Annotated in this window: 14 protein-coding genes; 4 read left to right on the top strand and 10 right to left on the bottom strand. The window is 28.0% G+C overall.

What is annotated here, in order from left to right:
• Positions 1-3 precede the first annotated feature (3 nt).
• From QIA00_RS03375 to QIA00_RS03355, 5 genes are all read right to left on the bottom strand, one after another.
• Complete coding sequence (locus QIA00_RS03375; protein ID WP_316257464.1) at positions 4-2,598, bottom strand: chemotaxis protein CheW; 2,595 nt, start codon at positions 2,596-2,598, stop codon at positions 4-6.
• Positions 2,599-2,678: 80 nt separating this feature from the next.
• Positions 2,679-3,689 carry a flagellar filament outer layer protein FlaA gene (gene flaA, locus QIA00_RS03370; protein WP_316257463.1) on the bottom strand — a complete coding sequence of 337 codons (1,011 nt, stop codon included), beginning with the start codon at positions 3,687-3,689 and terminating at the stop codon, positions 2,679-2,681.
• A 79-nt stretch (positions 3,690-3,768) separates the two neighbouring features.
• Positions 3,769-4,320, bottom strand: coding sequence for a flagellar filament outsheath protein (locus tag QIA00_RS03365; RefSeq protein WP_316257462.1), 552 nt, complete (start codon positions 4,318-4,320; stop codon positions 3,769-3,771).
• Positions 4,310-5,317, bottom strand: coding sequence for an N-acetylmuramoyl-L-alanine amidase (locus tag QIA00_RS03360; protein ID WP_316257663.1), 1,008 nt, complete (start codon positions 5,315-5,317; stop codon positions 4,310-4,312). Before QIA00_RS03360 ends, QIA00_RS03365 begins: the two co-directional genes overlap by 11 nt.
• Entirely contained in the window at positions 5,301-6,260 is a 960-nt protein-coding gene (locus QIA00_RS03355; protein WP_316257461.1) for a glycosyltransferase family protein, read from the bottom strand. Before QIA00_RS03355 ends, QIA00_RS03360 begins: the two co-directional genes overlap by 17 nt.
• Before the next feature lie 57 nt (positions 6,261-6,317).
• On the opposite strand from QIA00_RS03355, the gene QIA00_RS03350 reads away from it, so the two are divergent.
• A complete protein-coding gene (locus QIA00_RS03350) occupies positions 6,318-6,989 on the top strand; it encodes a hypothetical protein (protein ID WP_316257662.1) in 672 nt (223 codons plus the stop codon).
• A gap of 8 nt (positions 6,990-6,997) precedes the next feature.
• On the opposite strand, the gene QIA00_RS03345 is transcribed toward QIA00_RS03350, so the two are convergent.
• From QIA00_RS03345 to QIA00_RS03335, 3 genes are read right to left on the bottom strand one after another with little or no spacing between them, the layout of a single operon-like run.
• A complete protein-coding gene (locus QIA00_RS03345; protein WP_316257460.1) occupies positions 6,998-7,447 on the bottom strand; it encodes a DUF192 domain-containing protein in 450 nt (149 codons plus the stop codon).
• Between the two features lie 19 nt (positions 7,448-7,466).
• On the bottom strand, positions 7,467-7,877 hold the full coding sequence (locus QIA00_RS03340) for a hypothetical protein (RefSeq protein ID WP_316257459.1): 411 nt from the start codon (positions 7,875-7,877) through the stop codon (positions 7,467-7,469).
• Between the two features lie 9 nt (positions 7,878-7,886).
• Positions 7,887-8,243: a hypothetical protein gene (locus QIA00_RS03335; protein WP_316257458.1), complete on the bottom strand. Its 357-nt coding sequence runs from the start codon at positions 8,241-8,243 to the stop codon at positions 7,887-7,889.
• 104 nt (positions 8,244-8,347) lie between these two features.
• On the opposite strand from QIA00_RS03335, the gene era reads away from it, so the two are divergent.
• Entirely contained in the window at positions 8,348-9,220 is an 873-nt protein-coding gene (gene era / locus QIA00_RS03330) for a GTPase Era (protein ID WP_316257457.1), read from the top strand.
• Between the two features lie 82 nt (positions 9,221-9,302).
• Positions 9,303-10,868 (top strand): lysine--tRNA ligase, encoded by a 1,566-nt coding sequence (gene lysS / locus QIA00_RS03325; RefSeq protein ID WP_316257456.1) that lies wholly within the window; start codon positions 9,303-9,305, stop codon positions 10,866-10,868.
• Between the two features lie 68 nt (positions 10,869-10,936).
• Here lysS and gpmA read toward each other — a convergent pair whose 3' ends face one another.
• Entirely contained in the window at positions 10,937-11,683 is a 747-nt protein-coding gene (gene gpmA / locus QIA00_RS03320; protein ID WP_316257454.1) for a 2,3-diphosphoglycerate-dependent phosphoglycerate mutase, read from the bottom strand.
• 145 nt (positions 11,684-11,828) lie between these two features.
• On the opposite strand from gpmA, the gene rpiA reads away from it, so the two are divergent.
• Positions 11,829-12,515 (top strand): ribose 5-phosphate isomerase A, encoded by a 687-nt coding sequence (gene rpiA / locus QIA00_RS03315; RefSeq protein WP_316257453.1) that lies wholly within the window; start codon positions 11,829-11,831, stop codon positions 12,513-12,515.
• Here the strand turns inward: rpiA and psgB are convergent.
• On the bottom strand, positions 12,502-13,635 hold the full coding sequence (psgB, locus tag QIA00_RS03310; RefSeq protein ID WP_316257451.1) for a HemN-related non-iron pseudo-SAM protein PsgB: 1,134 nt from the start codon (positions 13,633-13,635) through the stop codon (positions 12,502-12,504). The genes rpiA and psgB overlap by 14 nt on opposite strands.
• Positions 13,636-13,691: the final 56 nt, after the last annotated feature.

Genomic DNA, 13,691 nt, shown 5'->3' with positions numbered 1-13,691 from the left:
GATTCACTCCTTAGTATCCTTTTGTAAATCAAAAAGTTTAAAAACATCAATTATCAATACAACCTTACCATTGCCAAGCGTAGTAGCCCCAACTATGCCCGCGCTTGATGAAAATTTATCCTTAATAGGCTTTACTACAAAATCTTCCTCACCAAGAATAGAGTCTACAACAATTGCTGTCTTTATGTTGCTAGTATTAACAACTATTAAAAATTTTTCTATTAATGAATCATCTCTTGTTATGTTAAAAAGTTTATCAAGCCTGAGAACAGAAATGACCTCATCTCTTAAATTATAAACTTCATGATAATTTTCAAGCAATTTTATATCATGCTCAGTTATTCTATGAGTTTCAAGAACATTATTTAAAGGAATAACATAAGTTTCAGACCCCGACTTTACTAAAAGACCTTGTATAATCACTAACGTCAACGGTAGTTTAATTTTAAAAATTGTTCCAAGGCCAATTTTTGATTCCACTAAAATAGTTCCATTAAGCTTTTCAATACTTTTTTTCACAACATCAAGACCCACTCCCCTACCTGAAAGTTCTGTCACTTGAACTGCTGTTGAAAACCCAGGAGAAAAAATTAAGTTAATAAGTTCAAAATCAGAGTAAATTGCATCTTCTTTTATTGTTCCCTTTTCAATTAATTTGCGCCTAATGACCTTTGGATCTATACCAATCCCATCATCTTCAATCTCAATTGATATTACATTACCCTCATTCTTAGCGCGCAAAATTATAGTACCCGCTTTGCTCTTTCCCTTTTTAACTCTTTCTTCAGCTGTTTCAAGGCCATGATCCATTGAATTTCTAACACAATGCATCAAAGGATCTACAAGGTCATCTATAACAGACTTATCAAGCTCAGTTTCTTCTCCTTCCATTTTAAGATTTACAATCTTATTTAATTTCTTTGAAAGATCTCTGACAACTCTTGTAAACCTTGAAAATATATTAGATATTGGCAACATTCTAGTTTTTAAAACACTCTCATGCAAATCTGTAATTATTCTTGACAGTCGACCAGAGGTCATTTTAAAATTTTGAAGGAGCCTGAAAAAAGAATTTCTCAATTCAGATATATCATTAAGGGTCTTTTCCATTTTAGAACTCATCAAAGAATTAATATGTGATTCGATCTCATCTTCTAATGTTAAACCTGCATCTTTGAAAACTATCTTTAAATCAATTAAAAAGTTTCTCTGAAAACTTTCTTGATAATCATAAAAATAATTAAAATTATAAAATAATGTAATCATTTCTGAATTTATTTGATTATAAGATGATTTACTTATTACAGCCTCACTAACAAGATTTAATATGTAATCTATTTTTTTACTATCTATTCTAATTAAATTAACACTAATTGGACTATTTTTCTTAATATTTTTATTTTCCTTAAGAGGTTCTTCATGGTTTTCTTTTAGCTTTACATTCTTCAAAGATTCTAAATTAATATTTTTGATTTCAAAATGACTAACAACATCTGGTAAATTAATCTTTTTAGAAATACTCTCTTCACTGGTATTTGATATTAAGTAATATATTACAAAATCAAAAAACTTATCTGCCAATAATTCGCTAGAATCTGGAAGAGACTTAAAAATTTTACCAAGACTTTTTAATGCTTGAAGCATTTGAAGCCCACTAATAGTAGCCATAGGATTGTCTTTTACAAAATCCAATCTAACTTTAAATAATTTTTGATTTTCAACCTCAAGAAATAAATCAGAAATCTCATCCTCTGTAAAATCAAAATTATCATTTAAAACAAAATTGGAATCTGAGCCAATATCTTTAATCTCCTTATCTGCAAACTTTTTTAATTCTTCTTTTACGTTAAATTCATCAACCAAATAGCTTTCAATTAAACTTAAAGAATCTAAACTTTTTTTCACGCTCTCTATATCTGAATATATCAGATAATAATCAACTCTTTTTAAAAATTTATCCTCTATGATTTGCTCATATTTAGGAATTGTATGAAGTACAGATCCTAAATTTTTTAAAATATTAAATATTTTTAGTCCACCATTTTCAACTTCAAAATCGCTATCTGCATTAAAAACAACGCTGATCCTTAAAACCTTTTGTCCAATTCCTAGCCCTTCTCTTATCTCCTCAAGATCTGATTCTGAAAGACAAAAATTGTTCTTAGTTGAATTTTCGTCAAATCTCTTAATAAAAGCCTGATCATCAATTACTAAAAATTGCTTTAATTTGCTTTTAAGATCACTTATGTCATTCAAATAAACCTTGCCATCAAGACGAAGCGCAAGCATTTCTTTAATAACATCTAATGAGCTTAAAAGCAGATCAACAAGATCATTATTTATATTTACCCTATCATCTCTAATAGCATCAAAAACATCTTCAACAATATGAGTAAAATCAGATAGCTCCATCATATCAAGAGAAGCAGAGCTTCCTTTTAAAGTATGAGCTGCCCTGAATATTTCATCAATAGTATCAGAATTATTAGGATCATCCTCTAGTGACATAATATTCTCTTCAAGGATATCTACAAGATTTTGAGCCTCTTCAAAAAAAACTCCTAAAAGCTCTTCATTTTCCAAATCTAATATTTCCATACTATTTCCTATTATCTTATATATGTAAAGCCAACCTTTAGGTAGCTTTACATATTAATTTAAACCTAATTTTTCGGAGATTATTCTTTAAGTTTTTCACTCTCAACCTTTTCTACAAAGTTTTGGAAAGAGCTTTCAGGCATAGAAATTTTTTCTCTAAGCTTTAAAACTCTTTTAAAAGTTTCGTGTGCCTTTAATTTACGAAGGGATTCAGTTCCACTAGTCTCATAAACTTTAAATACAGACTCACTGTCAATATCAGAATCTATTGAAACACTCAACTTATCATAAAGAACTCTTAGGTCTTTAACATAAAAGATAAAATTTTGCTCTTTTGAACTATGTGCCTTTGAAACTCTAAAAGCCTTAAATCTCATTTTACTTGAAGCAAGAGGATAGTTTGGAACATCGTCTTTAATTATTCTAGATGATATATTAGGAATATAGTTGGGATTTGACCAAATTAAATCAGCCCACCCTTTAAACTTTAAAGTACCCATGGAATAAGCATATTCCATGCCATTCATATCTTCAAATAAAACTTCAAGATCTATCTCATATCCCAAACTATAAACAGATACTTTAATTTCTTTCATGGTTTTAATGTTATCAATAAGACCTTTTCCTAAAAATTGATTTCCACTTTCTCCCGAATAAAAAGGAATTTTAAATGGTGGCATAATCATAGCAGACGATTGAGAATAACTTGGAAATAAAACTCTTACTCCTAAAATAGTATCACCTGCGTACCTTTTTGACTCACTCTTAACAACAGCAGGCGCAACAACTGAATTTTTAACGTAGGCCTGCAACCTTGCAGAAGGAGTAAGCAAAACGCTCCAATTATTTATCCCAAGATCCACAACCATATCTTCCGGCTTAATAATACTAGAAGCGCCCGAATATACATAATCAACATAATTTGTAAGATCAAGTCTAGTTGAACTTGGATCTCTTGCAAGCTCGGCAAAATCTAAAACCAATTCTCCAGGCTCTGGCCTTTTGGAACCCTCTGCTAATCCATCAGTCTCTTGAGCAAAAAGAACAGTGGATAATAAAAAAAATAAAATACTTTTGGCTTTCCTTTTCATGTAAACCAACTCCTTATATATATAAATCTTTTATAAAATTTTAGTTTTTTAATTGTTGTTATTAGTAAAATTAAATTTATCAACTTTGCTCCTTCAAGATACACCCTTCAACAAGAATAACAAGCTTTTTTATCTTACCAGGATAGTTAAAGCGCATTGTTTTTATTAAAGACATAGCAAAAAAATTAATCTTAACATCAAAAGATTCATAAGATTCATTATAATCACCATTATTAAAAGAATCATAAAATTCTTTTGAAAGATTTATATAATAAACTCCATTCTTTAAAAAAGAATATAAAAATCTTGTATCACTTAATAAAAATCCAAAAGAAAAACCTTCATTGCTTCCTAAAAGGAAATCTTTTACTAAAAGATCTAAATTACCTTTCAAATTTTTTTCATCTCTTAAGTATCTTAAATTAGAAACAAACCCCTTGCTAGAATGAAAATAAAAAACCTTTTTTGAAAAAAGATTATCATAATTTAAAAAAATCATGAAAATAGAAAACAAAAAGCTTGCTGCTAAAAGCCCCAAAAGCACTCTAACCATATATTCTTTTTTAGAATTAAAAAATTTATAAATCATTGCATTATATTTAAAAAATACATCCGAAATATTATTTTTCATAAAAACTTATAAATTCCATTAAAGCTTTAAGTATTAGAATATTAAACTTGCTCATGTAATTATAATCCAAAATTAATTTAGCATCTAAAATATTGGACAAAAACCCCATTTCAATCAACACAGCAGGCATACTGCTGTTTTTTATTACAAACCATTGCTCTTCTCTGATTGGCCTAATATTAGTTTCGTTTAGCTCATTTTTAAACACTTTATACAAAATTTCAGCCAATCTTTTTGATTCATATTTATATTTAATATCTAGTATATCATTAAGCTCGCTTAAGTATCTATTACCCTTAATATCATATCCTTTAAAATCTTTAATAACTTCTCTTTTGGAATCCTTAGGAAGATACCAAAACTCAACTCCTCTAGCTTCACTGTTTGGAGCATCGTTAGCATGTATGGATAAAAATATAACATTATTGGGAAAATTTGGCTTTATTGCATTTGCAAATTCCGAACGTTCCTTTAAAGTCAAATAAACGTCATTTATACGAGTTAACAAAATATTTTTATTTACAAAATAATTACTTAAAATTTTAGACAAATATATAGAATAGGTTAATGCAAAATCTTTTTCTTGAAGCACAACATCATAACCATTTATCTTTAAAGTTACAACCGCACCAGTATCATGTCCACCATGTCCAGGATCAATGATTATTGAAGTAATTCTGGGTTTATTATAATCTTTAAGAGAGCTGAAATAATTTTCAATTTGTTTTAATACCTTTTGACTTATTAAAATTTCTCCACGAATGTCAATAATTGGGTCTATAAACATATAATAACCAGAAGATGTAAGCGCATATTCAAAGCCTACCCTAAACTTCAAATACCCCTTATCATTTTCAATTGTAAAAACATCATTTTCAATGTTAAAATCAAACCTAAAAACATTAGTATCAAAAAAATCAAGAACATTTAAATAATCGGGGGTCTTAGAATACAAGCTTAAATATGGAAACAAAATTAAATCAATAAATAATATCATTTTCCCAAAGCTCAATGGCACTCTTTAAGTCTCCTTTGAATCTTAAGCTATTTTTAATAATCTCACCTTTTATCTCCTTAAATTCTTTTTGAAAGAGAAAAGGATTAATTTTGTATTTTAAACAAATTTTACAAAACCTTAAAAAAGAAAAAATAACACCATTACCAACAAAAATTGGAACATAATTCTTAAGCAAAAAAATTACAAAACTTTTATTTTTGGTCAAATTTTCTGGTGAATTTAATGCAGTATACTGGATTCTCAGCTTTCTATAAATATAAACATGTTCCCCAAAATAAACAGCCCTTAGTCCAAAATCTATTCTCTGAAAGTATTCATTTTTAATCCTTGCATCAAAACCTCCAAGCTGCAAAAATTTCTCTTTAGAATAAAGTCCGCAATAATCCATGGTAATCAAAGTTTTTTCATAGTCTTTCTCAGAATTTACTAAAATTACCTTAAACTTTTGTTTTTTATCTATACTGGGAAGAAAAATCGAAGGAATCAGATCCTCTTCTTTATCAAAAAACTCACCTCCAACAAGAAGAATATTTTTTTTAACTATTTCATCGAATATATTTGGAATCCAAAAAGGATTTAACAGGTACATATCACTTTGCAAAACAAAAACAAAATCACAGTTGGATTCTTTCATTGCTAAATTAACCTTTTCTCCAGAATTTAAATCATCAGAAAGTAAAATAAATTTTAACTTACCATAACTTTCTGAGATAAACTGCAAAGAACTTCTATTGCTCTGTTTTTCAATTGAAATTATTTCTCTTATAAAATCAAAATTTGATAAAAATTCAAACAAATCTTCTCTAAAAATTTTTGTTCCTCTGCTTAATATTACAAAAGAAATTCCAAAAGAAGATTTTTGTGAATAATTATTTTTAGATTGAATAACAGTATATGAATAGCTACTACCTGGAAGACGCATAAATTACTTTTAAAATCCTTACAATTAAATTATAATAATCATATGTTACATAATACAATGTTAATTGCAAGAATAATGAATATTAATACATTATTCTATGGCATGGTTATTATCATTTTTACACTCATTTCTTGTAATCATAAGAATATACAATACGACAAGAGAATTAAAAAATTTTTAGAGAAAAACAAAATTGAATATAAAATAGACTCAGAAAATGACTTTGTAGCATTTAAGAATATAAACAATAACGAAAAAGAAGAGATAATAATCAGGTCAAGACTAAACTCATATAAAAATTCAAAGATAAGAGAAATATTTGGAATTGTAAAAGTATTTGATATAAATACACAAAAAATAAAAGAAATATCTGACTCACTTATGAGCGATAGTTATAATAACAGAGTATTCGGATCATGGGAGATTATTCATAATGCAGAAAGAGGAATAAACTCTTTAGTATATATTGTAAAAGCAGAAGAATTTGCAAGTGATACATTTTTGCTTGATGCAATTGATGAGATTGCCTCAACAATAAATATTTTTAAAAAAATAATAACAACCAACAACGAAAACACTGATAATAATGAAGAAAATAACAAGACAAATGAATCAAATGAACAGTCTCCCTTAAAGCAAAAAAAAACAAATTCAACAAAAGAATCTAATAAAAATGACCTTAAAGAAGATCAAATTGAAGAAGAGCTTCAAGAAATCAAAGCTCAATAATTTCAAAATCATTCTACCAATAAAGAATTAATATCAAAGCAAAAATGTACCTTGTCACCTATTTTTATTTGAAATTTAGAAAATGAGCCTCTTGGAAGCTCAAGAGCATACTTTGCCTTATAAAGAGAATTAACATTTACCCTAGAGTACGGTTCTAAATCATAAATCTCTTTAATAATTCCATTTGAATCAATATAAGCTATTTCAAGCAGCAAGGGTGTATTTTCCATCCAAAAAGATAAATTTTGCTCTTGTTTAAAAACAAAAAGCATTCCATTACCATATTCAACTTTTTGGGTACCCATGTAGCCCTTTGCCCTATCAAACTCATTAGATGCTATTTTTACAAAAAACTTAACCCCATTTATTACAACTTCTTTATTGTAAAAATGATCAGTAAAAGATAAAAAAGACATCGACAAAACTAAAAATAAAAACCGTTTTAAAATTTTTTTCAATTATAAGCCTTATTAAAAATCATTTATTATAATTTGAAACATAAGATTTTAAAGTCATTCTTAAAATATTTTTATTTAAAACAATAATACAATCACCAAGATCCCATAAATAATTCAAAGGCGTTACCAGTGTAGCCTCGCCAAACTTTTTCTTTACCTCAATAAAAATTGCATACTGAGATATTAATTTTTTATCAAAAACAAAAGTGTACGAAAACATTTTATTTTTGTCAAAATTAAAAACAGCATATTTTAAATGAGTTTTAGCAATAAATTGTAAAGTCTGCCTCTTAGCATAAGGAAATTCAACTTCTTCAACATCATAATAAAAAATAGTACTCTTGAGAATATTCTCTTTAACAGACTCCATGCTAGAACCCATAACAAAAGATGTAAAAATAGAAAATAAATAAAAAACTGTAATACCCATACAAAGCCTTTAGCCATAAACAATATAAAGAAAAAGTATAATAAATAAAAAACTTGAAAATAAATAAAGCAAAATATTAACATTAATCCCAAAATAGAAAAGCCTTACAAAGACTTTAGAGGTTGATCTATCACTTACCATTTTTACTCTTTCTTTTCTTTTAAAAGGTTTTTCTTTAAGTTCTTGAAAAGGACTGTAATGACAATTAGGACAACCTTCTCCAAAAGCAGAAACTGGACCTACATGCCTACAATTTGGACATTCGATATCACCAAGCTTAGCAGCACAGTTGGGACAAATAGATCGATTAAGTCCAACTTTTTCACCACATTGCTCGCAAAAAACTTCAAAATTTACCTTTGCCAAACGAAAATTCCTCAAATTTTACTTAAAAATAAGTATTTAAAATACTATATAATTAATTATAATAAAAAATGTATGAATATTACATATTTAAGGAATACTAAAGCATGAAATCGGGATTTGCAGCAATACTTGGTAGACCATCAACTGGAAAATCTACCCTTTTAAATTCAATATGTGGACATAAAATATCAATAATATCCCCTATTCCGCAAACAACTAGAAATAAAATAAAAGGGATCTTTACGGACGACAGAGGACAAATTATTTTTATAGACACACCAGGATTTCATTTGAGTAAAAAAAAGTTTAATATTGCAATGATGAAAAACATCCACTCTTCAATAGGAGAAGTTGAACTCATTTTATACATAATAGACACTCAAGACAAACCTGGTGAGGAAGAAAATAAAATGTTAGAAATAATTAAAAACTCTAAAATCAAATTTTTAGTAATACTTAATAAAATCGACCTTAAAAATACAAAAATAAAAGAAATATTGCAATTTCTAAAAGAAAAAGAAATAGAAGATAACAATATAATTAAAATATCTGCTGAAAAAAAAATTAACACGGAAAAACTAAAAAATAAAATTTATGAAAATTTTTCAGAAGGCCCACTTTATTATCCACAAGAATACTACACCGATCAAGAAATAAATTTTAGAATTAGTGAAATAATAAGGGAAAAAGCTATTGAAAACCTAAAAGAAGAGCTTCCCTATTCTTTGTATGTAGATATTGATACCTTAGAAAATAAAAAAGGAAGTCTTTTTATCAGGGCAAATATTTTTGTAGCAAATGAAAGTCAAAAAGGAATAATTGTAGGAAAAAACGGGAAAGAAATAAAATCAATAGGAGAAAGAGCAAGAAAAACAATTGCAAAAATTTTTGAAACAAAATGCAACCTATTCTTACAGGTAAAGCTTAAAAAAAATTGGAATAAAGAAGATAAGCTAATAAAAAGACTTATAAATTAAGATCCAACTACAATTTCTTAAATTCTTGAAACTTAAAAAACAAAATGCTAAAATTTACTTAAATTTAAATTAGGAATAAAATGTGAAAACAGCACACTGGGCAGATTTTTACGCAGAAAAAATAAAAAAAGAAAAAGGTCCAAAAAACCTATACACAGTAGCATCAGGAATTACTCCATCTGGAACTGTACACATTGGCAATTTTAGAGAAGTTATCTCGGTAGACCTTGTAGCAAGAGCTCTAAGAGACTCGGGATCAAAAGTAAGATTTATTTATTCTTGGGATAATTACGACGTATTTCGAAAAGTTCCCCAAAATATGCCAGAGCAAGAACTTCTTACAACCTATTTAAGGCAAGCAATAACAAGGGTTCCTGACACAAGAAGCTACAAAACAAGTTATGCAAGGGCTAATGAAATTGAATTTGAAAAATATCTGCCTATAGTGGGGATCAATCCTGAATTCATTGACCAAAGTAAACAATATACTAACAACGCTTATGCAAACCAAATAAAATTTGCACTTGATCATAAAAAAGAACTGTCTGAAGCATTAAACGAATACAGAACTTCCAAGCTTGAAGAAAATTGGTATCCAATCAGTATATTTTGCACAAAGTGCAATAGAGACACAACAACTGTAAATAATTATGACAATCATTACTCTGTTGAATACTCCTGTGAGTGTGGAAATCAAGAATCTCTAGATATAAGAACTACATGGGCTATTAAACTTCCTTGGAGAATAGATTGGCCTATGAGATGGAAATATGAAAAAGTTGACTTTGAGCCTGCAGGAAAAGACCACCACAGCAGTGGCGGCAGCTTTGATACATCTAAAAATATTGTAAAAATTTTTCAAGGCAGCCCTCCTGTAACATTTCAATATGACTTTATTTCAATAAAAGGACGTGGTGGAAAAATATCATCCTCATCAGGAGATGTCATATCACTTAAAGATGTTCTTGAGATCTACACACCCGAAGTCACAAGATTTTTATTTGTCGCTACAAAACCAAATACTGAATTTTCAATTTCATTTGATCTTGACGTGATTAAAATATATGAAGATTATGACAAGTTTGAAAGAATCTACTATGGAGTAGAAGATATAAAAGAAGAAAAAAAAAGAGCATTTAAAAGAATTTACGAACTATCTCAGCCATACATGCCAAGCAAAAGAATCCCTTATCAAATCGGATTTAGACATTTAAGTGTAATTTGCCAAATATTTGAAAATAACGTAAATAAAATTTTAAATTACTTGAAAAACATTCAAGAAGATCAAAAAGATAAGCTAATAAATAAAATAAACTGTGCAATTAATTGGATAAGAGATTTTGCACCTGAAGATTTCAAATTTTCATTAAGATCTAAATTTGACAATATAGAAATACTAGAAGAAAATAGCAAAAAAGGAATTAATGAACTTTTGGATTTTTTAAAGAAAAATTTTGAAATTGCCACAGAACAAGATATTCAAAACGAAATATATAAAATTTCAAGAGGAAATAATATAGAGCCCGCTTTGTTTTTTAAACAAATTTATAAAATTTTAATCGACAAAGAAAAAGGGCCCAAATTAGCTGGATTTATCAAAATAATTGGCATTGATCGCTTTGAAAAGATTATAAGTAAATACATTTAAGACTTAAAATTAATAAAAAAATAAGTCATAATTATATGACTTATTAACACTTTAATACAAATAAATCGTTACTTTAACTTTCCTTGACTAGCAACAGATTCCATTGCCTTTTTAATTTTGCTTTCATCACCTAAATAGTAATTTTTAATGGGGTTTAAATTTTTATCTAATTCATAAACTAAAGGAATGCCTGTAGGAATGTTAAGCTTTAAAACATCTTCTTCACTTAAATTGTCAAGATATTTAACAAGCGCTCTTAAAGAATTGCCGTGAGCAGCAACAATAACTTTTTTACCTTCAAGAACTTCTTTTGCAATCTCATCAGTCCAATAAGGAATAACTCTTGCAACAGTATCTTTAAGACACTCTGTTGAAGGAAGTTCTCTTTTGGGAATATTTTTATATCTTGGATCCTTTATTGGATGCCGGTCATCAGACTCATCTAAAGACATTGGAGGCACATCATAACTACGTCTCCAAATTAAAACCTTATCTTCCCCATATTTTGCAGCTGTTTCTGACTTATTTAAACCTTGCAAAGCCCCATAGTGCCTTTCATTTAATCTCCAGGTTTTTTTTACACTAATATAAGACTGTCCCAATTCTCGCAAAATAATATTTAAAGTATCATTAGCCCTTGACAACAAAGAACTAAAAGCAATATCAAAAGAATAGCCTTCTTGTTTGAGAAGCAAGCCCGCCTCTACAGCCTCGTCGATACCCTTGTCAGAAAGTTTAACATCTGTCCAACCAGTAAAAAGATTTTCTCTATTCCACTCACTCTCTCCGTGTCTTACTAAAACTAATTTATACATAAAATCTCCTAGCATATTATTTTATTTACCAATACTAATAATTATAAATTAGCATAAAATCTAGTCAAGATTTCAACCTTAATTAAATAATGATATACTTTAAAATAAATTAAGCTTTAATGTTATCAAGCAAGGAAAAGAATTTATGGAAAATCAAAAAATTTTGGTAGCAAAATATGCAATTGATCACTACATCAAAAGCAATATGAACCTTGGAATCGGAACAGGCACAACCATTTATTATGCAATAAAATATTTAAGCGAAAAGATCAAATCGGGTAGCTTAAAAAATTTAAAATTCTATACAACAAGTAATGATACAAAATATTTACTCTCAAAAGAACAAATTCCTTATGAATCAAATTTTTCAAAACTTAACAAAAATCTAGACATTGCAATTGATGGAGCTGATGAAATCTTATTAGGAAAAAAAAGCTTAATAAAAGGAATGGGGGGTGCTCATCTAATGGAAAAAGTAATAGCCTACAATTCAGAAACATTGCTAATAATAGCAGATGAAACAAAAATTGTTAAAAAATTAGGAACAAAAATACCTATTCCCATAGAAGTTGCCCAAAATGCTGTTGGATTTATTATGACTAGACTTGAAGAAATGAATTTAGAGACAACCTTAAGAATTTGTAAAGAGAAAAAAGGACCCACCATAACTGATAACAATAATTATATCTTAGATGTAAAAATGCATGTGGAAAATCCTGAAGGAACAGAAAAATACTTCAAACTATTTCCAGGTATACTTGAGATTGGAATATTCAACCATAAAAACACAAAAATAGTTTATTATCAAGACAAACAAATTAAGGAAGCCTAAACTTAACTTTAAAAAAGTTATCATTAAAATAGTTTATAATTTTTACTAAATAAAAATCTAACTTAAACCTTTCCCTTCCTCTTAATAGTATAATATTATCATCAAAAACAAATTTTCTACTTAAAGTCGAGCAGTAATTAATAAACTGCAAAAATTGTTTTTCATTATACTCAAATCTAAGCCTAAGAGCCCTCAAGCTGACACCTTGAATGGTTCCAAGCCCTTGAATAAAATGATAAACAAAAAACTCCAAATCCTCTAACAATTCAAACGCTACTAAATGATTATTTGCTTTAACAAAACTGCCAGTTTTTCTAATCAAAGCTCTTACATTATTATTCTTGTCACTGCAAAAAAGTAAGCTTACAGCATGCGATCCTAATCCTAAATACGGTTTCAACTCCCAATTTAGCTTATTATGTTTGCTCTCATGCCCCTTTAATGCAAAATTAGTAATTTCATAATTAATGTAGCCACTAGATTCTAAGCAATCTAGGGCATAAAACCACAGCTTTTCAGAATCAACACCGTTATAAAAATCTCTCAAGATAAAGCCTTCCTCTTCACATATAAAATCGCTAAAACAAATATGCTCGGGCATATATGAAAGCAATTCTTTCAAATCTCGCTTAAGATGAGATTTTTTTTGCAAAGGCATATTGATAGTCATGTCAATATTTAAATCAAAAGAAAACTTTCTAATATTGTTAATCAAAATATTTAATTTTTCATAAGAAATTTCGGGCATCCCCATAATCTTCCTAAACTCTAAAGAAAAACTTTGAACATTAAGATTAATTCTAGTAACACAAAATTCATTCAAAAGTTTGAATTTTTCAAAATTAACATAACCCGGAATAATTTCTAAAGTAAATTCTTCTAATAAAGCCAAATTAATAAATTGAAACAAAGAAGTGAAAATAAATTTTAAATTATCTTGCCTACATAAACAAAAATCTACGTGCTTAATGTAAAGTGTTTTTACAATTGGATGACCTAACAAGGTTAAATTATGTTTTAATTCCTCTAAAATTCTATTAAAAATGTTAAAATCTTTACAGCAAAATGAAAAATCAATATAAAGACTTAACTCGATAAGAGGTAAAAGATCTACTCTCATAATTGGTCTTTTAAAAATTTAGGTTTAATTATAACATATATAAAGTACAAATATTA

It is taken from the genome of Borreliella americana (assembly GCF_032595795.2).
GTDB lineage: Bacteria > Spirochaetota > Spirochaetia > Borreliales > Borreliaceae > Borreliella > Borreliella americana.
Note: the sequence above shows the minus strand (reverse complement) of the source record. Positions and strands in the feature narration are given on the sequence as shown.

Coding starts and splice junctions, on each gene's coding strand:
- QIA00_RS03375 (WP_316257464.1), bottom strand. CDS start 2,598: ATGGAAATATTAGATTTGGAAAATGAAGAGCTTTTAGGAGTTTTTTTT.
- flaA (WP_316257463.1), bottom strand. CDS start 3,689: ATGAAAAGGAAAGCCAAAAGTATTTTATTTTTTTTATTATCCACTGTT.
- QIA00_RS03365 (WP_316257462.1), bottom strand. CDS start 4,320: ATGAAAAATAATATTTCGGATGTATTTTTTAAATATAATGCAATGATT.
- QIA00_RS03360 (WP_316257663.1), bottom strand. CDS start 5,317: ATGATATTATTTATTGATTTAATTTTGTTTCCATATTTAAGCTTGTAT.
- QIA00_RS03355 (WP_316257461.1), bottom strand. CDS start 6,260: ATGCGTCTTCCAGGTAGTAGCTATTCATATACTGTTATTCAATCTAAA.
- QIA00_RS03350 (WP_316257662.1), top strand. CDS start 6,318: ATGTTAATTGCAAGAATAATGAATATTAATACATTATTCTATGGCATG.
- QIA00_RS03340 (WP_316257459.1), bottom strand. CDS start 7,877: ATGGGTATTACAGTTTTTTATTTATTTTCTATTTTTACATCTTTTGTT.
- era (WP_316257457.1), top strand. CDS start 8,348: ATGAAATCGGGATTTGCAGCAATACTTGGTAGACCATCAACTGGAAAA.
- gpmA (WP_316257454.1), bottom strand. CDS start 11,683: ATGTATAAATTAGTTTTAGTAAGACACGGAGAGAGTGAGTGGAATAGA.
- rpiA (WP_316257453.1), top strand. CDS start 11,829: ATGGAAAATCAAAAAATTTTGGTAGCAAAATATGCAATTGATCACTAC.
- psgB (WP_316257451.1), bottom strand. CDS start 13,635: ATGAGAGTAGATCTTTTACCTCTTATCGAGTTAAGTCTTTATATTGAT.